16 protein-coding genes are annotated in these 17935 nt (G+C 64.0%); 3 read left to right on the plus strand and 13 right to left on the minus strand.

Features of this window, described 5'->3' with window-relative positions:
- Positions 1–58: 58 nt before the first annotated feature.
- Positions 59–1621 (minus strand): DHA2 family efflux MFS transporter permease subunit, encoded by a 1563-nt coding sequence (locus P0D80_RS13990; RefSeq protein WP_132376487.1) that lies wholly within the window; start codon positions 1619–1621, stop codon positions 59–61.
- Positions 1622–1756: 135 nt separating this feature from the next.
- Positions 1757–2299 (minus strand): MarR family winged helix-turn-helix transcriptional regulator, encoded by a 543-nt coding sequence (locus P0D80_RS13995; RefSeq protein ID WP_408176327.1) that lies wholly within the window; start codon positions 2297–2299, stop codon positions 1757–1759.
- 251 nt (positions 2300–2550) lie between these two features.
- Here P0D80_RS13995 and P0D80_RS14000 point away from each other — a divergent pair, with 251 nt between their 5' ends.
- Together P0D80_RS14000 and P0D80_RS14005 are read left to right on the plus strand one after the other, a co-directional pair.
- Positions 2551–2922, plus strand: a complete 372-nt coding sequence (locus tag P0D80_RS14000; RefSeq protein ID WP_408284606.1) for a hypothetical protein — start codon at positions 2551–2553, stop codon at positions 2920–2922.
- A 189-nt stretch (positions 2923–3111) separates the two neighbouring features.
- Entirely contained in the window at positions 3112–4677 is a 1566-nt protein-coding gene (locus tag P0D80_RS14005) for an efflux transporter outer membrane subunit (RefSeq protein WP_408284608.1), read from the plus strand.
- Between the two features lie 124 nt (positions 4678–4801).
- On the opposite strand, the gene P0D80_RS14010 is transcribed toward P0D80_RS14005, so the two are convergent.
- From P0D80_RS14010 to gspG, 8 genes are all read right to left on the minus strand, one after another.
- Positions 4802–5581, minus strand: a complete 780-nt coding sequence (locus P0D80_RS14010; protein ID WP_132376491.1) for a type II secretion system protein N — start codon at positions 5579–5581, stop codon at positions 4802–4804.
- 34 nt (positions 5582–5615) lie between these two features.
- Positions 5616–6119: a type II secretion system protein M gene (locus P0D80_RS14015; protein ID WP_132376492.1), complete on the minus strand. Its 504-nt coding sequence runs from the start codon at positions 6117–6119 to the stop codon at positions 5616–5618.
- Positions 6116–7543 carry a type II secretion system protein GspL gene (gene gspL / locus P0D80_RS14020; RefSeq protein ID WP_408284611.1) on the minus strand — a complete coding sequence of 476 codons (1428 nt, stop codon included), beginning with the start codon at positions 7541–7543 and terminating at the stop codon, positions 6116–6118. Before gspL ends, P0D80_RS14015 begins: the two co-directional genes overlap by 4 nt.
- A 28-nt stretch (positions 7544–7571) precedes the next feature.
- On the minus strand, positions 7572–8852 hold the full coding sequence (gspK, locus tag P0D80_RS14025) for a type II secretion system minor pseudopilin GspK (RefSeq protein WP_408176333.1): 1281 nt from the start codon (positions 8850–8852) through the stop codon (positions 7572–7574).
- 475 nt (positions 8853–9327) lie between these two features.
- A complete protein-coding gene (locus tag P0D80_RS14030; protein WP_408176334.1) occupies positions 9328–10014 on the minus strand; it encodes a PulJ/GspJ family protein in 687 nt (228 codons plus the stop codon).
- On the minus strand, positions 9992–10408 hold the full coding sequence (gene gspI, locus P0D80_RS14035) for a type II secretion system minor pseudopilin GspI (RefSeq protein ID WP_408284613.1): 417 nt from the start codon (positions 10406–10408) through the stop codon (positions 9992–9994). Before gspI ends, P0D80_RS14030 begins: the two co-directional genes overlap by 23 nt.
- A 1-nt stretch (position 10409) precedes the next feature.
- A complete protein-coding gene (locus tag P0D80_RS14040; protein WP_408284615.1) occupies positions 10410–10988 on the minus strand; it encodes a GspH/FimT family pseudopilin in 579 nt (192 codons plus the stop codon).
- A 105-nt stretch (positions 10989–11093) separates the two neighbouring features.
- Positions 11094–11558, minus strand: a complete 465-nt coding sequence (gene gspG / locus P0D80_RS14045) for a type II secretion system major pseudopilin GspG (protein ID WP_132376497.1) — start codon at positions 11556–11558, stop codon at positions 11094–11096.
- A 236-nt stretch (positions 11559–11794) separates the two neighbouring features.
- On the opposite strand from gspG, the gene P0D80_RS14050 reads away from it, so the two are divergent.
- On the plus strand, positions 11795–12208 hold the full coding sequence (locus tag P0D80_RS14050) for a general secretion pathway protein GspC (RefSeq protein ID WP_132376498.1): 414 nt from the start codon (positions 11795–11797) through the stop codon (positions 12206–12208).
- Between the two features lie 82 nt (positions 12209–12290).
- On the opposite strand, the gene gspF is transcribed toward P0D80_RS14050, so the two are convergent.
- Genes gspF through gspD form a run of 3 tightly spaced genes read right to left on the minus strand, consistent with a single transcriptional unit; the run spans position 12291 to position 17441 of the window.
- Positions 12291–13508, minus strand: a complete 1218-nt coding sequence (gene gspF, locus P0D80_RS14055) for a type II secretion system inner membrane protein GspF (RefSeq protein WP_408284618.1) — start codon at positions 13506–13508, stop codon at positions 12291–12293.
- 4 nt (positions 13509–13512) lie between these two features.
- Positions 13513–15081, minus strand: coding sequence for a type II secretion system ATPase GspE (gspE, locus tag P0D80_RS14060; RefSeq protein ID WP_408284620.1), 1569 nt, complete (start codon positions 15079–15081; stop codon positions 13513–13515).
- Positions 15078–17441 carry a type II secretion system secretin GspD gene (gspD, locus tag P0D80_RS14065; protein ID WP_408284621.1) on the minus strand — a complete coding sequence of 788 codons (2364 nt, stop codon included), beginning with the start codon at positions 17439–17441 and terminating at the stop codon, positions 15078–15080. Before gspD ends, gspE begins: the two co-directional genes overlap by 4 nt.
- Positions 17442–17935 lie beyond the last annotated feature (494 nt).

The raw sequence follows: 17935 nt of genomic DNA on the forward strand, positions 1-17935 counted from the left end.
GAAGAGTCGAAGGAAAATACCGTGTCTGCGCGCGTCCGCTGAAAGGCATCGTCGAACTTCAATGCCCCATTGAAGGGCCAACGCCCTTGCGTGGCTTGGTGATCCAGACCAGCACCGCGAGCACGAGAAACGCCGCGCAGGAAATGCGGAAGAAATCGTTGGTGGCCATCATGTAAGCCTGCGTGGTCACTACCTGATTCAACTGCGCGGTGATGCCGTCGCCGGAGAGGCCGATACCGGCCAGCGCATTGGTATAAGCATTCGTGTTCGCGGCGTAAACGTTGACCGAGTCGGTCAGCATCGCGTGATGGTAGATCGTGTCGTTCTCCCAGTACGTCGTACTGACCGCTGTGCCGATCGCGCCTGACAAGGTCCGGAAAAAATTGGACAGGCCGGATGCACTCGCCAGCCGCTCATCCGGCACGCTGGAGAGCGTAATGGTGGTCATCGGCACGAAGAAGCAGGCGACGCCGATACCTTGCACGAGCCGTGGCCAGATCACGTGATTGAACGGCACGTCGAGCGTGAAGGTGGAGTTCCAGAACGAGACGAACGCGAACACGATGAACGCAAAACTCGCCACCACGCGCAGGTTCAGCCGGTGCATGTTTTTGCCGATCAACGGCGACAAGAACAGCGCTAGCAGACCGACCGGCGCGGTCGCCAGACCAGCCAGCCCTGCGGTGTAACCCATCACGGTTTGCAGCCACAGCGGGAAGATCACCACCGAGCCGAAGAAAGCCATGAAGCCGAACGAGACGATCACCACGCCAAGCGCGAAGTTGCGATCCTTGAACAGCGAGAGATCGACCACCGGCTCTTTCTCGGTCATCTCCCACACCAGCATGAAGGCGAGCGACACCACCGCGATCACCGCCAGCGTGACGATAAACGTCGAATTGAACCAGTCGCGATCCTTGCCGAGGTCGAGCACCATCTGCAGGCACGACACGCCGATCACGAGCAGCGTGAGGCCGACCGCGTCGATGCGCTGTTTCGTGGTCTTCGTCTCACGGCCGCGCAGCAGCAGGAACGCGCACACCGCCGAGAACAGTCCGATCGGCACGTTGATGTAGAAGATCCACGGCCACGTGTAGTTGTCGGTAATGTAGCCGCCCATCACGGGCCCGAAGATCGGCGCGCAAATCACCGTCATCGCCCAGAGGCCCAGCGCGAGTCCGCGCTTTTCCGGCGGATACGAGCGCATCAGAATAGTCTGCGAGAGCGGGACCATCGGCCCGGAAACGAGCCCCTGCACCAGCCGGAACGCGATCAACGACTCGAAGTTGTGGGCGAAGCCGCACAGCGCCGAGGCGATCGTGAAGAGCAGCACGGACAGCGTAAACAGCTTCACTTCGCCGACCCGCCGCGCGAGCCAGCCTGTCAGCGGCACCGCGATCGCGGAGGCGACTGAATACGACGAGATCACCCACGTGCCCTGGCTGGTCGCCACACCGAGGCTGCCGGAAATGGTCGGCACCGCGACGTTCGCAATCGACGTGTCGAGCACCTCCATGAACGTGCCGAGTGCGAGCCCGACCGTGAGCAGGGCCAAGGCTCCGCCTTTGAGCGGTGCGGGTTCGGCGGCGGGTAGGGCAGCGGCGGAAGCCGTGGCGTCCATATTTCTTCTCCTCAACCTGGAAAGCTTGTCGCGACAGCTTTATCGCCCGGTCCAAATGGCGTGTTTACATGCCGGATCACTCTCTGCCCAGACAGATATCTTCAAACAGTGCCGCTCTTGAAAAGAGCGTCTTGGTTAGTCCTCGCCGTGTTCCCGCGGCGACGCTTCGGGTGATTCATCCAGCGATTCCTGTTGCGGCCCCAATCCGCATCCCGCGCTTGCTCCCGCGTCGATGCCGTTCGCGATGAAACGGCCGAGCAGGTCGATCAACGTGGCATGGTCGGCGGCCGAAAACCCGCGCAACTGCTCGTTCAGCACCGTCGCGCCCAGACCAGGTAGTTGCCGCGCGGCGTCGTGACCTTGCGGCGTCAACTCGAGTTTCACCATCCGGCGATCCGTCTCGCTGCGCGAGCGCACGATAAAGCCTTTCTTTTCAAGGCGATCGAGCAGTCGTGTCATCGATCCGCTGTCATACGACATGGCGCGCGACAACTCGAACGGCGTGCTCGCGCGCCGCGACGACAACATCAGGATCACGCCGATCTGCTGCGTGGTCAGTCCCAATGGTTTGACCGCACGGTCCGTCCGCTCGACCAGCACATTTCGAGCTTTCGTCAGGTAGTAGCCAAGACTCGATTCAAGGTGAATCTCGTCCGCCTTGTAGGGGCCGTCAGTCATCGTGTATCCGGAAACGTCTCAGGCAGAACGGATTTTAGCTGCCTAAGCTGACAAGTCAAACATGATTTCGCGTAGTGCGAACGGCAGAAAAACAACACGTCCGAAGCGCGCGGGAGGAAGTATCTTGAAATTTAATTGCATAGTCAATATTATTATAGGCAACGAGTTACGCGCGACCCGCGCCACCCGAGACCATGTTCTGACCGATTGTCTGCACGCCGCGAGCGCGCCGTGCGAAAAGGATTTCCCCGATGCTGTACCTCAAAAACACGCTTGGCGGCCTGAGCCGCTCCCTGACCGATTCTGCACTCAGCACCTTTCAAGGGCCGCACCGCTGGTGGAAACTCGCGCTGTTCGCCGTGCTGTTCGTATTGCCTGGCGGATCGGTCGGCGTGGCGGTGCTGGCATGGTTCGAGCATCGGCGGGGACAAAAGGGCGTCAAGACCGCGAAAGTGGAATTGGTCGCCGCGTCGGTGCCTACGGTGAACGCGGCTGTTGTTCCTGCCGGCGCGGAAAAGCACGTAGGCCCCGCCGGCGCCTGCCAGGCGCGTGGCGATGCGCCGTGCCGGGCCGCCGCCGGTAAGCTGGCCCGCCAGGCCAAGTCGACGGAATCACGGGTGTAACGGCCTGGCCGGTAACAGCGCGTAACCTTCGCGACACCCTCAGTAACACACCTGCCTCCTTCCTCGCATTACCCTTTCAGTTTCCCGCGCCCAGCGGGCTCATACGCTAACATTCCGGCAGACCAAGATCTCGCCCGGCCGGCGGTGTCGCCATCGGCCGCGCCGCGGCGTCCAGAAGGAATTCATTGCATGCAGTCTGATCGAATCTCGCGCGCGCGGACACTTGCGCCTCGCGCCCTGACTATTGCTGTAGCCGCAGCCCTCGCCAGTCTGCTGGCGGCCTGCGCAGTCGGCCCCGACTACAACCGGCCCGCCGCCGAAATTCCGGCGTCGTACAAGGAAGCCGCGCCCGGCTGGAAAGTCGCTCAACCGGCCGATCAGCAGGATCGCGGCGACTGGTGGACCATTTACGAAGATCTGCAACTCAACGCGCTCGAAGAGCGGCTGAACACCGCGAACCAGACCGTCGCTCAATTCGCCGCCGCCTACCGGCAAGCGCGCGCGCTGGTCGGCGAGGCGCGGGCGGCGTATTTCCCGACCATCGGTGCGTCGGCGGGTGCAACGCGCTCCGGCAACGGGACATCGTCCGGCGGCAACTCGACCACCGCGACGAGCCGATCCGGCGTCGGCAACAGTTTCAACGTGCAGCTCGACGCAAGCTGGGAGCCGGATCTGTGGGGTTCGGTCAGCCGCTCGGTCAACGCGCAGAAGGCCGGCCAGCAAAGCGCTGCGGCGGACCTCGCCAACGCACGCCTGTCGGCTCAGGCCACACTCGCCCAGACCTACTTCGCGCTGCGCTCGCTCGATTCGACCCAGAAGCTGCTCGACGACACCGTCGCGGCCTACCAGCGCTCGCTGCAACTCACGCAGAACCAGTACGCAGCCGGCGTTGCCGCACGCTCCGACGTGATTCAGGCGCAAACGCAATTGCAATCGGCGCAGGCTGCCGCGATCGACAACGGCGTGCAGCGCGCTCAGGACGAGCACGCGATCGCCGTTCTGGTCGGCGAACCGGCCTCGACCTTCTCGATTCCGCCGATACCGCTCACCGCCACGCCGCCCGCCGTGCCGGCGCAGATGCCGTCCGCATTGCTCGAACGGCGTCCGGACATCGCTTCGGCGGAGCGCAAGGCAGCAGCGGCCAACGAACAGATCGGCGTCGCCATCGCCGCATTCTTCCCGTCGCTGACGCTGTCGGCTTCCGGTGGCTTTGAAAACTCGGTGTTCTCGCAATTGCTGACCGCGCCGTCGCGCTTCTGGACGCTCGGCCCGCAACTCGCCGCGACGCTGTTCGACGCCGGTCTGCGCCAGGCCCAGACCGACGCCGCGCGCGCTGCCTACGACGGCAATGTCGCGACCTACCGTCAAACGGTACTGGCCGCGTTCCAAGACGTCGAGGACAACCTCGCGTCGCAGCGCATCCTTGCACAGGAAATCGTCGTCCAGCAGCAAGCCGTGGATTCGGCGCTTCAGGCGCTCGCCATCGTCACGAACGAGTACAAGGCGGGCACGGTCGGCTACGTCAACGTGCTGACGGCTCAGACCACCGCTTTCACGGCCCAGCAGAAGCTGGAGATCATCGCCGGACAGCGGATGGTGTCGTCGGTGGGTCTGGTGAAGGCGCTGGGCGGCGGCTGGGACGTGTCGCAGATGAATCGCGAAACAGGCGATGTGGCGGCGCCGCTGCCGGCGTCATCGGCGGCCCCTGTCGCGCAAAACGGAACGACATCGCCGTCGCGGATGCACACCGAGTAGAAGCGCTGGCCGTCGAGGCAAAGCAAAAGAGGCATGCCGCATTCCACGGCCATGCCTCTTTTTTTATGGCGTCGACGCTCGGCCACCCAACAGGTTCAGCAGCCTCGCGAGGTTATTGCGCGCCTCAGTGCACGAATGTCAACGTCACCGTGTCCGGCCCGCTCGGCCGCCCCAACAGGTTCAGCAATCCCGCGAGGTTATCGCGCGCCTCAGGCGCGGCGCTGGCCGTCCCCTGAAACGACGTTGACCCAGCCGACACCGTACCATTGCCGGTCAGCATCAACGGGCCCTTGGTGGTGGTCAGATCGAGCGTGGACGACTCGCCCTGCGCCTGAAACAGCACGCGATATGAGCCGAGCGGCTTGACCATCGACACCCGCGAACTGACGTCGGTCAGCGTGACGGTCAATTGCCCGAACGCTTCGCGATTGAAGCTGCGCCAGTCCGACCAGGACAGTTGCACGTTGCCTTGCAGATCGAGCGTGTTAAAAGGCGCGCCAAGGCCGCTCAGCAGCGAAGCCGGCACGGCAATCGCGCCCGGCGTGACGGTCGCCGTGCGCGGCGTGGCATCGACGGTGATCGGCTCCGGCATCGCTTCGCTGTGCCGCATGATCATGCGCACGCGGCCGGTAAACAGCGGCCAGAACGCCGTGTGCCATTCGATCCGGCCAGGCAGCAGCGTTGCCGCGCTCATGTCCGAGCCGGCGGCCAGCATCAGCGTGGCCGAACCGTGCCACAGCGAGCCGGCCGGATTGACCAGATTGACGTGGCCACTCGTCTGTTTGGCGAACTGCGGCGTGATCCAGGCGGCCGGCAGCATCGCCAGCATCACGATCGCGGCGGACAGCACCGCGATCACCAGCCAGGGCAGGGCGACGCGCGAGCGCCGCATCCAGTAATTCATGCGGGATCCTGTGACGGCACGGTCGCGGTTATTTTCATTTCGCGGTGGACGGCTGCAACGACGCCGTCAGGTCCACCTGGCCGTCTTCCTTGAGCGCCGTGGCGTGCGCCTCCGAGACTTGCACCTTGAACTGCTTGCGCACGTCGTCGACCCAGTTCGTCCACGCCGGGAACGACGCGTTCTTCAACTGGATCTGGACCGCGTTGCCGATCACCTGAACCTGCGTCGCCGCGAGGCCGTGATCGCTGAGTGAAGCGGTGAGGGCGTCCTTCAGCGCGGCGCCAGTCGGCGCGACGCCTTGAGCCGCCGCCGACAATTGGCGCGCTTCGTTCGCTTGCGCGGTCATCTGCGCCAACTGCCGCTGCATGGCGGGCAGCGTTTCACGCAGATGCGAGCGGCCTTCCTGCGCCGGCGCCCACAGCACCGACCACGCGATCACCACGGCGAGAATCCCGCCGCCCCACGTCAGGATGGCTTTTTCGCGCTCGGTGCGCTGCTCCCAGAATCCGGCCCATGTTTGAGCGATTTCAGCTTTCATTGTCCGTTCCTGATGGTCCATTTGCCGGTATTGCTATCGATCGCGCCGCTCAGGCCGTTGCGGGCGAGGCGCTTCGCGAAATCGGGATCGAGCTTGACCTCCGGCTTGAAGTTCACGTCGAGCCGCCGGTCGTGATAGTCGAGCGCGGCGATGCCGTTGACCGGCACCGGCGCCAGCGAGCGCGCGAGGCCGTCGGCGAGCGGCAGGAAATCGTCCGGCGACAGTTCGCCCGCGGCGACACGCAACTGCTGCAACTGGCGCGCCATCTGATCGGGCGCATCGAGCACGACCGTCGTTTTGGGGAACGTATTGAGCAGCAGTTCGGTCATCTGCATGTTGATCGCATCGCGTTGGCGCGCGAGCATCAGCCACTGCACGTTCGCGCCGATGATCGCAATCAGCAGCGCGCCGACCGCGAGCAAAACCGGCAGACGCAGACGCCGCAGCGTCGCGCGGTCGAGCCGCCACGGCTGCGAAGCGAACTCGAACTGGCACAGGTCGAAGCGGCACTCGAGCGCACGCCGCGCGAGTTGCTCGAACGGCAGCGGACTGGCGCCGTGGATGTGCGCAGCCAACCGCGCCGGACTATTCGGGGCGAGACTCGGCTCGTTGCCGGGCACTTCGGTGAGCATATGCAGCGAGACCTTCGCCGCCCCGGCGAGCGCGCTGAGCGTCGTGTTCACGGCGTTGGCCGGCACTGCCAAGCCTTCACCTTGCACGCCGCGTGCGATGGCCAGTTCGACGCGCGGCACGCTTCTGTCGCCCGCGCTGTCCACGACGCCTTCGAGCAGCATGGCGGGCGCGGTCTGCACCACCGCGCCGAGCACGGCGGCCACCATCGGCACGGCGACCGCAGCGCCGGGCGCCACCGCCGGCGCGACATCCACCAGCGGCGTCGCCACACCGGCGGCGCCCGCCAGGGCCGGCTCACCGGCGTTCACCGTTTCCGCGACTTCGGCAAGCACATCGGCATCGAGCGCGGCCGCCTGTGGCAGGCAGCGCGTGACCGGCACCGCGCGCAAGCTGCGGTGGCCGGCATTGGAGAACGATTCGCAGATAAACCGGAACCAGCCGCGGTCGATGATCGCCAGCAGCTGCCGCCCGCCCGCGAGCGGTTTCGGATCGACGGCGATGTGACAGGTCTGCGGGTCCTGGATCAGTTGATCCTCGACGATATTGGGCAATGCCTGACGCAGCCTCGGGCCGCGCAACGGCGGCAGTGTGGCGGGCATCATCAGCAGGTCGCGCGCGGCGACCATCAGCACCGTGGTGGAGGCGCGCGGCAGCAGCGCGAGCGCCGACCGGCCGGCGCGCTGGGCGCGGCCCGATTTGTCGAGCAGCACAAACGGCAGCTCCGGCAGTTGCCATTCCTGCGATGGCACCGCCGGATCACGCGGCGGCAGTAGAACGATCAGCGTGCTCAAAGGCCACTCTCTCTGGGAAAGACGTTATTCATAGTTGGTCTTCTACTCGCACGATACGCGTAGTGTGAGTCAATGCGTCGCGATAGACGAGGGTCGTGCGGTCCACCTCGGCGCGTTCGTGCTGCACGCGGCCGTGGATCAGGAAGTAATTCGAGTTGACGTCGAGTTCGCTCGGATCGATCGAGGTCGACTGCACGCCGGCGCCTTGCAACGCTAGCTGGATGTCGCCAACGTTACGGAAAAATACCGTCTGCCGGCGCGCGACGAACGCTTGCGCCGTCGACACGCTCATGCCCGGGATGACCGCCGCGATCACTTCGGCCGAAGCCGTGTTCACGTTGACTGCCGATACCGTCGGCAGCACGGTGACGAAGGGGCGCAAGCGCGCGACCATCTCCGGCGTGTAGCCGGGGATATCGAGCAGCGAGTCGACGCTGGTCATCTGGATCGGCGCGTTCGCGGAGCTGTCGTCGCTGTCTTCGATGCCGGGTTTGTCGGTGAAGCTGCCGCCGGTTGCGCCGCCCTGGATCGGCGGCGGGGTCGCGGTTGTGCCGTTCGTGGACGTGACCGTCTGAAAACGGGTTGCCGATTGCGCGAGGCTCGCGCGGACCTGGAGTGCTGTGGTTTTTGCCAGTTGGCTGTTAGCGCCGAGCGATACCAGTAGGCGCTGGTAGGCGCCGATTTGGTCCATGTCTAGTTGCATGACGCCTGGGGCCGGGCTCTCGACCAGATTTCTCAGGTTGAATTTTGCCTGGGCGTCTTCGATTGAACCCGATAGATACGTTTCTGCGCCTTGTTGCGCTCTTACTTCGCCGATCTGGCCTAGGAAATCCGAGAGGCGGGTTTTGGCGATGGGGACGCCCCATAAACCACCTAAGTAGGTGATGCCCGCGGAGGTGTCGCCTTCTGAGCGGAGAATCAGGCGCGTCCAGTCCAAGGCGCCGCGTGATACCCATTGGGCCTGGGAGAGCAGGCGCTGGTTTTCTATCCTTCGGATTTGGACTTGCTGGCGCCAGAGCATGCCCGAGACCAGAATCGCTGATAGCGCTACTACCAGCAGGGCGCTGATGATTGCTACGCCGTTTTGGGTGTTTTGGCTCTTTTTGTTGGCCTTTCCTTGAATTCGTCGTGGTCTATTGGCGTTGCCCCTGTGCGGGGCGGCACCTACTTTCTTTGCCGCGGCAAGGAAAGTAGGCAAAGAAAGCCGCTTCACACCGCTAATGCTAAGCGGGTCCCCCGCACAGCCACGGTAGTGGACCATCTGGAATCCGTCACCTCGCACATTCAACCCCAGTGACAAAGCCGTCATACCCCCCGCCTCGCACTCCGTGCTCGCCGGAAGGGTATGGCTTAAGACCGGTGGCTTCGTTTGGGCGTGGTGGGAGCCATCGGCTTCGCCTCGGCGAGGCGCCGATGCGGAAACGGAAACGGATGCGGACCGAAGATATGGTGAGCTGCAGTCGGACGTCGGCAAGGACGGGGGGTTTTGTTGCTTGCCGCTCGGCGCGCGCAGCGCCGCCGGAACGGATGACTGCCTGGTCACTGGCGTGTGTTGTGCGGGGGATCGTTCGTTGATCGTGCCACTACCGTGGCTGTGCGAGGAGACCGCTTGTACGTTAGCGGTTTGAAGCCGCTTTCTTTGCTTACTTTCTTTGCGGCGGCAAACAAAGTAAGTGCCGCCCCGCACAGGGGCAACGCCAATAGACCACCATGAATTCAAGCAAAGGCCAACGCCAAAGGAACACACCCCAACTCGTCGGAAAGACAAAAAAGAGAACTTCATTTCACTCTCCGACGAGAAAAACGCGAGTAACAGGCCGCGCCAAAGACTTAGCCCCGACACTCACCTGAAGCCCCGTCACAGACCGCGGCAGCGGCGCACTCCCAAGCTGGGGCACCTTAAGATTATTGTCCGCCTCCGTAATGGCGCTCTGCACATCACCCATCTGCGTCGTCCACCCCACCTTCGGCACGTAGACCTGAGCAGAAATAGAACCCACACCGCCCATCAACGGCACGCCACTCCATCCCTCGCCTTCGCTGCCGCGCAGCGCCCGTCGCAACTCGCCCATATTCCCCAACGGCGGCGACGCATATCGAATCACACGCCCATCGGACACCCGATACCGCACCACCTGCAACCGCGGCGCCGCTCCCGGCAAATTCATCTGCCGCACGATCTGCAACACGCTGCCCGACACTGACACAGCCGCCTGCCCAGCCTCATCATCCGACGCCGCCTGCCGAGCATCGATCCTCATCTGATCGAACAACTGCGCAAAGACGCGCTCGTCCTCCATCGCGTTCGTGATGGTCTGCCGGCCGCGAATGATCTGGTCGAGCCCGCGCCACGACAGCACGGCAATCACCGCCAGAATCGCAATCGCCACCAGCAATTCGATCAGCGTGAAACCACGCGCGCCCCTCGCGCCCAATGGGCGGCGGCGCTCAGAGCGAACGGTTGTTTTCATTCGCGACCACCGTCACCATCTGAGCCAGATTGGCGGACCCGCCCGGCATCGTCACCATCACTTCCACTCGACGAAACACCGGATTCGGCGTGGCCGTCACATGCTCCGTACAGATCAACTGCAAGTTGCCTTGCGAACAATCGAAACTCGTGGAACCCACGTTCGGCCAGGCATGCGCCAGATGCAATTGCGCCAACGTATTGTCCGCGCTCCAGGACGCCAGCAAACGGCGGTGCAGATCGGCCTCGCCGCTCGCGAGACTGCCCACCGCACGCAACGAAGCGGCCAACGCCACCGCGATGATCGCCAGCGCCACCAGTACTTCGATCATCGTGAAACCGCGCTGCGCGCCGTGGCTCATCTGGCGAGCGGTCATGCTCCTGCAACGACGCATCTCAGTGCACCTCGTAGCGGCCATTGCCGGTGCCGACGATCGTCGCGCTCCCGGCTGCCGAAAACAGCGTGATCTGCACGGGCACGTCGATCGCCTCGGTGCCGAATACGATACGGCTGGGCTGCGCATCCGAACCGGGATAGCTAATGGCCACGCCGGTCACGCCGCCTTCCCAGCGACGCGGCCCAAGCAGATCGTCACGCAGCGGACGCCAGCCGTCTTCGGTGCGCAGGTCGAAACGAAAGCCGCCATCGAGCGGTTGCCATGCGATCGGCCGCGCGCGCACCTGCGCTTCGTCGCCGGCCGATTCGAACAGCAGCGCAAGACGCTGCGCTTCCTCGTTCAGATCGGTGCGCGGATTGCGTGTCATCGTCAACGCGGTCAAGGACACCAGCAAGCCCGCAATCACCAGCACCACCAGCATTTCCAGCAGCGTAAAACCCGCCGCGCGTTTGCCGCCGCGCGTGCCCGCGTCACCCGAGCGGCGCACGCCACGACGGCGCGCGCCGGCACACGCCACGCGCGGCAATGAAGCCGTACAGGGCGTGTCCACACGGGACTTGCAAGGGGACAATCGCATAGTGCCGGCCACGAACGATCAACTCAAAATCAAACGACGATGCATCGACAGGAACGCGCGAGGTTCAATCCCGCCGCGCGCATGAAAATCACCGACTCCTTGCGCCTACTGCCACGAGCCGACGTCGGCATCATTGCCTTCGCCGCCCGCCTTGCCGTCCGCGCCGTAGCTGAACACGTCGATCTCGCCGTGCACACCCGGATTCAGATACTGGTAACCGTTACCCCACGGATCGTTCGGCAGACGCTCGAGGTAGCCACCGTCCTTCCAGTTGGTCGGCACGGGGTCCGTGCTCGGCTTTTCGATCAGCGAGCGCAGGCCTTGCTCCTGCGTCGGATAACGGCCATTGTCGAGACGGTAGAGCTTCAGCGCCTGCATCACCGTGCCGATGTCCTGCTTGGCGGCGACACGGCGCGCCTCGTCGGGACGGCTCATGATCTTCGGCACGATCAACGCGGCCAGAATGCCCAGAATCGCGATCACGACCATGATTTCGATCAGCGTGAAACCACGTTGACGACGGCTGCGCGGACCCGCGATGTCATGACGGCGAGTGGTCGACAGTTGCATAGCTTGCTACCTCTTTTCAGGTGAAATTTTGACTGGGCGGGATTCGCGTTTTGGCAATCAGGGTGCCATTGAACACGCCCGGCCGGTCATTTTAATGTCATGCAGTTGAACGGCCCTGAGAAAACGCCGGGCCGCCTCAAGTTTGCTCACCCCTCGGGGGGCCCGGCGCGATGCGCCAGGTTCGGGGCGCTTTTCAACCCCACGCAATTTTCACAATAGTCCGTACAATGATGCGCATGAACGCCATCCAAATCCGCCTTCTGTCGCTCGCGCTGTTCGCCGTGTTCTGCGCGACGTTGACCTACTGGGTCATCACGCTCAGCACGATGTCCGGTGCCCCGTTGCCCGCAGCCGCCGCGCACGCGCAGATCTCGACCGAGCAGGCTGCCACGCTGTTCGGCGGCCAGCTCACGCGCAACGCCAACCAGGACGTGCGACTGTTCGGCATCCTCGCGTTGCGGGAAGGCGCCGCGGCCATCGTCAGCGTGGGCGGCGAACCGCCGCATGCCGTGTCGCTCGGCAGCGCGCTGATGCAAGGCACCAAACTCTCCGAAGTCCGCGCCCGCTCGATCATCATCGACCGCAACGGCGCGCATTCCGAAGTGTTCCTGCCGGCCAACCCAGCAGGTCCGACGATCTACGTGCGCTAAAGCCAGGCGCACAACCGCTTCATTTCAACTGATTGCGCGGTGACCGCACCGGTCATCGCGCAATTCCGTCTCTTTCCCAGCCTTACTGCACCAGGTTGTTCAACTCGATGATCGGCAGCATCACCGCCAGCACGATCACCAGCACCACGCCCCCCATCGCCAGAATCAGCAACGGCTCGAGCAGACTCGTCAGGAACATCGTGCGACGTTCCAGCTCGCGCGCTTCGCCGTCGGCCGCGCGGTCGAGCATCGTGGTCACGTCGCCGGTCGCTTCGCCCGAACGGATCAGGTGAACCAGCACGGGCGGGAACGTTTTCGTGTTGCCGAGCGCGCGTGACAGCGATGTGCCTTCGCGCACACGCACGATTGCATCGTCGATGTTCTCGCGCATCGCGTTGTTGCTGAGCGTTTCGGCGGCGGCTTGCAGCGCGCGCAGAATCGGCACGCCCGCCGCGGTGAGAATGCCGAGCGTGCTGGCAAAGCGCACGGTGTTATAGCCGCGCACGAGTTTGCCGAGCAGCGGGGCAGTAAGCAGCCAACGGTCGAAGGCGAGGCGCGGGCCGGGCTGCTTGAGAATCGAGCGCACCAGATACACCAGCACGACCACGCCGATCAACATTGCCCACCACCAGTGCCGCACGAAGCCCGAGAGCGCCATCATCATGATGGTGAGGAAGGGCAGTTGCTGCTTGGTGCTGGCGAACACGTTCACCACTTGCGGCACCACGTAGCTCAGCAGAAACGTGACGATACCGAAAGCGATCAGCGTGACGATGGCGGGGTAGGTGAACGCGAGCACGATCTTCTGCTTCAGCGCGTTGCGTTGCTCGATATAGTCGGCAAGCCGCGACAGCACCAGACCGAGCTTGCCGGTATGTTCACCGGCCGCGACCAGCGCGCGGTAAATCTCGGGGAAGTCTTTCGGATGCTGCGTCAGCGCATTGGCCAGCGAATGGCCGCCGAGCACTTCCGCGCGAATCGACGCCATCAGTTCGCGAATGTAGTCGCGCTCGGATTGCTCGGTCAGCACGGCGAGCGCTTCGTCGAGCGGCAGGCCGGCAATCAGCAGGCTGGCGAGCTGGCGCGTCAGGATCGCCTGCTCGCGTTGCGACAAACGCCGCCCCAGCGACAGCCGTTGATTGCGCTCGCCGCGCGTGCGCGTGGCCGCCGGTTCGACGACGAGCGGCGTCAGTCCTTGCGAACGCAGATTGGTCCGCGCGCCGCGCGCGCTGTCCGCGTCGAGTACGCCTTTTTGCGCCTTACCCGCTGCGTCGATCGCTTCGAAACGAAATGCCGGCATGCGCTTATGCTCCGCCCGTCACGCGGATCACTTCTTCGAGCGATGTCAGCCCGGAAGCGAGCCAGCGGTCCGCATCCTCACGCAGCGTGCGCATGCCTTGCGCACGACCGGCCGCGAGAATTTCCGCATCGGCTGCGTTGCGGTGAACCAGCGTACGGATGTTGTCGTCGATCAGCAGCAGTTCGTAGACGCCGCGCCGTCCCGCATAACCGGAGTGGCCGCACCGGTCGCAACCGACCGGATGCCAGCGCACGCTGCCGTCTTCTTCGACACGCTCTTCGCGGCACACCGGGCACAGTCGCCGCACGAGCCGCTGCGCCAGCACGCCGAGCAGCGACGACGCCAGTAGATACGGCTCCACGCCCATGTCGGTCAAACGGGTCACGGCGGATGCCGCGTCGTTGGTGTGCAGCGTAGCCAGCACGAGGTGGCCCGTCAGCGATGCCTGCACCGCGATCTGCGCGGTCTCCAGGTCACGGATTTCACCGATCATGATGACGTCCGGGTCCTGCCGCAGAATCGAGCGCAGCGCCCGCGCGAAGGTCATGCCGATCCGTTCGTTGACCTGCGTCTGGCCGATGCCGGACAGGTCGTATTCGATCGGATCTTCGACCGTCATGATGTTGGTGGTCGCGGTTTCGAGCCGCGACATCGCCGCATACAGCGTGGTCGTTTTACCGGAGCCGGTCGGCCCGGTCACCAGCACGATCCCGTGCGGCCGGCCGATCAGCTTGTCGAACTTGCCGAGCGTATCCGGTCCCATGCCGAGCGCTTCGAGGTTCAGGCGCGACGCATCTTTTTCCAGCAGACGCAGCACCGCGCGTTCGCCGTGACCGGTCGGCAGCGTCGAGACGCGCACGTCGACCGGGCGGCCGCCCACGCGCAGCGTGATACGGCCGTCCTGCGGCAAACGCTTCTCGGCGATGTCGAGCTGCGCCATGATCTTGATCCGCGAGATCAGCGCGCCGTGCAGCGCTTTCTTCGGCCGCACCACGTCGCGCAACGTGCCATCGACGCGAAAGCGCACCACAGAAGAAGTCTCGAACGGCTCGATGTGAATATCCGATGCCTGCTCGCGCGCCGCTTGCGTGAGCAACGCGTTGATCATGCGGATGATCGGCGCGTCGTCTTCCGACTCCAGCAGATCCTCGACCTCGGGAATGTCCTGCATGAGGCGCGAGAGATCGACTTCGCCTTCCACTTCGCCGACCACCTGCGCAGCGCTGCCGTCCTGGCGCGCATACGCCTGGTTGATCGCCTGCGTGAGCTCGTCGGCGGGCAGACGTACGATCGACACTGCGCCGAAGTTGCGCGCCACTTCGGAAAGCGCGGCATCGCTCGTACGTTCGCTGATCCAGACTTCGAGGCTGTCCGCGTGCTGATGCGCGACCAGAATCTGGCCGGCACGGGCAAAACCGTAGGGCACGAGCCGCGCGGCGATGGCCGAAGGCGCCTCGCGCACGGCATGCTCCGTTACACTCGCGGGCGACATCGCCGCGGCTTGTGTCGCGGCACCGGCTCGCACCGCTGCGGGCGACGCAGACGCTGACGGCGGCGTGGACGGCGTGCTCACGGCCGCACTCCAGGCGACGCGGTGGAAGGCGCCACAGTGGCCGGACTGCTCTGCGTGGAAGGCGCCACAGTGACCGGATTGGTCTGCACAGTGCCATTCGTGGCCGGCGCCGGGCCGACGGTGGCCGGCCCAGCGTTGGCCGGCGGCGGCGCCAGCTGCTGACGGCGCATCTTGTCGAGATCGAACAGATTCATCGCGGGCGAACCGCCTTGGCTCGGACCAATCGGCATCGGCGGAACCACCGGATCGTCGTTGTCCTTCATCAGGTTGTTGTCCTGCTTGTACGCGCCCTGCACGCCCTGAATGTAGTCGTAGCGGTTCGACGTCACGGCCTGAGCGGTACCGCGATCGTTGATGATCACGGGGCGCAGGAACACCATCAGGTTGGTCTTGTTGCGAGTCTTCTGTTCCGAGCGGAACAACTGCCCGATCCATGGAATATCGCCGAGCAGCGGCACCTTGCTGTTGCTCACCTGGTAGTTGTCCTGCATCAGGCCGCCCAGCACGATGATCTCGCCGTTATCGGCGAGCACCGTCGACTGGATCGACCGCTTGGTGAATTCCGGGCCGGCCGGGTTGGTCGTCGCGTTGGTCGTGCCCGTCACGATCGCCGAGTCTTCGGTGTAGAGCTGCAGCTTTAGAATGCCGCCATCGGTGATCTGCGGCTTGACGTGCAGCGTCAGGCCGACGTCGACGCGGTCGAAAGTATTGAACGCCGACGTCGCGGTGGCGCTCGTGAGGTTCGAATACGAACCCGTCTGGATCGGCACGTTGGTACCGACGACGATCTTCGCTTCCTCGTTGTCGAGCGTGATGAGATTAGGCGTGGACAGCACGTTCGCGTCGGCAGTCTGCGACAGCGCTTGCAGCAGCGCGCCGAGTCCCTGCACACCGAAGATGTTGTGAATCCAGCCGATGTTCAGCCCTTGCTGCAACTGTTGGGTGGCGAGCGCGGTAGCAAGACCGCCGGTGGCCCCGGCCGCTGCGGCCCCCGCCGTCAGATTGATGATGCTGTTGCCGCTGCCGGTCGCCAGATTGGTGCCGGCGAATATCGAGTTGTTCGCAACCTGCCACTGAATGCCGAGATTGCCGGCCGTGTTCGAGTTCAATTCGACAATTAACGCCTCGAGATAAACCTGCGCGCGCCGTGCGTCGAGCTGGTCGATCACCGCGCGCAGATTGCGGTACACCGGCTCGGCCGCCGTGATGATCAGCGAGTTCGTCGCGGAGTCCGCCTGAATCATCCCGCCTTGCTGATTGTCGTCGCTCTTGTCCTTGTCGTTGCCGAGCAGGCCGCCGGCATTGTTGCTGCCGCCCGCGCCGTACCCGCCTCCGCTGCCGCCGCCCATCGGCGAAGACAGCGAGCTGTTGCCGAGTCCGCCCGACGGCAGCGGTGGCGTACCCGACGAGCCCGTCGAATTGTTGCCGCCCAGGCCGCCGCCGCTATTCTGGTTGAACGAATTCGCGTCGTTCGCGTTGCCCGACGAGTTGTCGCCGCCGCCTTTGCCGAACATGCCGCGCAAGGTCTTGGCGAGCTTCGTCGCGTCCGCATTACGCAGCGGCACGACGTGAATGTTGCCGGGCATGGTGGTCGGCGTATCGAGTTCCTTCGCCAGCTGCTTCGCCGCCGCGAGACGCGCGCCGTTCGACGCGCGGATCAGCAGCGAGTTGGTGCGCGGGTCGGCGGTGACCGACACCTTCAGCGTCGCGTCGGTGCTGCCGATCGAGCCGGGGTCGAGCATCTTGTTCAGTTGCGTGGCGATGTCGATCGCGTTGGCGTTCTTCAGCTGCACCACCGATACCGATTGGCCCGCCGCCGAATCCACGCCCTGGATGATCTGGGCAATACGCCGCACGTTGTCGGCGTAATCGGTGACTACAATCGTGTTGTTGGCTGGGTAGGCCGCCACGGTATTGTTCGGCGAGATGAGCGGACGCAGCACGGGCAACAGATTGTTGGCCGATTCGTTCTTCAGCACGAACACTTGCGTGACCACCTGATCGCCGCGCGCCGTAGGCGTATTGCCGACATAGGTCGGCACGCCTTGCAGCTTCGCGTCGGCCTCGGGCACGACTTTCAGTACGCCGTGATCCTGCACGAGCGCGAAGCCCTGCATCCGCAACGCGGACTGCAAGGTTTTCAGCGCCTGATCTTCAGGCACCGCGTTTTCCGACACGAGATTCAACTGACCTTTCACGCGCGGATCGACGATGATTGTTTTGCCGGTTGCCGCGCCAATCGCCTTGGCCACCTGATCGATGTCCGCGTTGACGAAGTTGAGTGTCACCTGTGCCTGTGCTGTCTGCGCGGTGATCAAGCCAGCCACCAGCAGCGCCGTTGCAACGCGACGCAAAGCCATACGATTTCTTCTCATGGAATAGGGTATCGATGCCGACAGCCGTAGCCGCCGACGGTCATGCAGTGCGGACATGGGAGCAGGCCGCCGCCCTGTCGATCTGCCGGCCGGCCTCGCGGACGATCATCGTCCTCGTTGCCCGCCGTCCGATGTCCGAAAAAAATGAACAGTAACAGTTTTTCATGTCGGATTTGTCACAAAACGAACCGCCTCGTGCGATTTCTCTAGAGACCGCCACCTGTTGTCAAACAATTGAAAGCTAATGGAAAGTCGTACGAATGAGCTCGAAAACGCTTCGTTTTCTGCTCTCTTATGTCGGTTAGCCAACTTGACGGGGGTCCGCCTGCCGGTATCATACGAGCCGTTCGAGTCCCTGGTTGCGAGTTGCCGACGCGGGTTTACCCCGATGTCAGACCAACGCCCGGCCAGCGCGGCTCGGCGGCTGTCAGTGGCTGAAGTATGGCCGATGCGATGCCTTACCGAACCTTACTCTTGCC

This window comes from Paraburkholderia sp. RL17-373-BIF-A, from assembly GCF_046030175.1.
GTDB lineage: Bacteria > Pseudomonadota > Gammaproteobacteria > Burkholderiales > Burkholderiaceae > Paraburkholderia.

Bases quoted from the DNA above. Each gene is read 5' to 3' on its own strand.
- gspF (WP_408284618.1), bottom strand. From the start codon at position 13,508: ATGCCGGCATTTCGTTTCGAAGCGATCGACGCAGCGGGTAAGGCGCAA.
- P0D80_RS14015 (WP_132376492.1), bottom strand. From the start codon at position 6,119: ATGAAAGCTGAAATCGCTCAAACATGGGCCGGATTCTGGGAGCAGCGC.
- P0D80_RS14030 (WP_408176334.1), bottom strand. From the start codon at position 10,014: ATGAAAACAACCGTTCGCTCTGAGCGCCGCCGCCCATTGGGCGCGAGG.
- P0D80_RS13995 (WP_408176327.1), bottom strand. From the start codon at position 2,299: ATGACTGACGGCCCCTACAAGGCGGACGAGATTCACCTTGAATCGAGT.
- gspG (WP_132376497.1), bottom strand. From the start codon at position 11,558: ATGCAACTGTCGACCACTCGCCGTCATGACATCGCGGGTCCGCGCAGC.
- P0D80_RS13990 (WP_132376487.1), bottom strand. From the start codon at position 1,621: ATGGACGCCACGGCTTCCGCCGCTGCCCTACCCGCCGCCGAACCCGCA.
- gspD (WP_408284621.1), bottom strand. From the start codon at position 17,441: ATGGCTTTGCGTCGCGTTGCAACGGCGCTGCTGGTGGCTGGCTTGATC.
- P0D80_RS14000 (WP_408284606.1), top strand. From the start codon at position 2,551: ATGCTGTACCTCAAAAACACGCTTGGCGGCCTGAGCCGCTCCCTGACC.
- P0D80_RS14040 (WP_408284615.1), bottom strand. From the start codon at position 10,988: ATGCGATTGTCCCCTTGCAAGTCCCGTGTGGACACGCCCTGTACGGCT.
- P0D80_RS14005 (WP_408284608.1), top strand. From the start codon at position 3,112: ATGCAGTCTGATCGAATCTCGCGCGCGCGGACACTTGCGCCTCGCGCC.
- gspI (WP_408284613.1), bottom strand. From the start codon at position 10,408: ATGCGTCGTTGCAGGAGCATGACCGCTCGCCAGATGAGCCACGGCGCG.
- P0D80_RS14050 (WP_132376498.1), top strand. From the start codon at position 11,795: ATGAACGCCATCCAAATCCGCCTTCTGTCGCTCGCGCTGTTCGCCGTG.
- P0D80_RS14010 (WP_132376491.1), bottom strand. From the start codon at position 5,581: ATGAATTACTGGATGCGGCGCTCGCGCGTCGCCCTGCCCTGGCTGGTG.
- gspK (WP_408176333.1), bottom strand. From the start codon at position 8,852: ATGACGGCTTTGTCACTGGGGTTGAATGTGCGAGGTGACGGATTCCAG.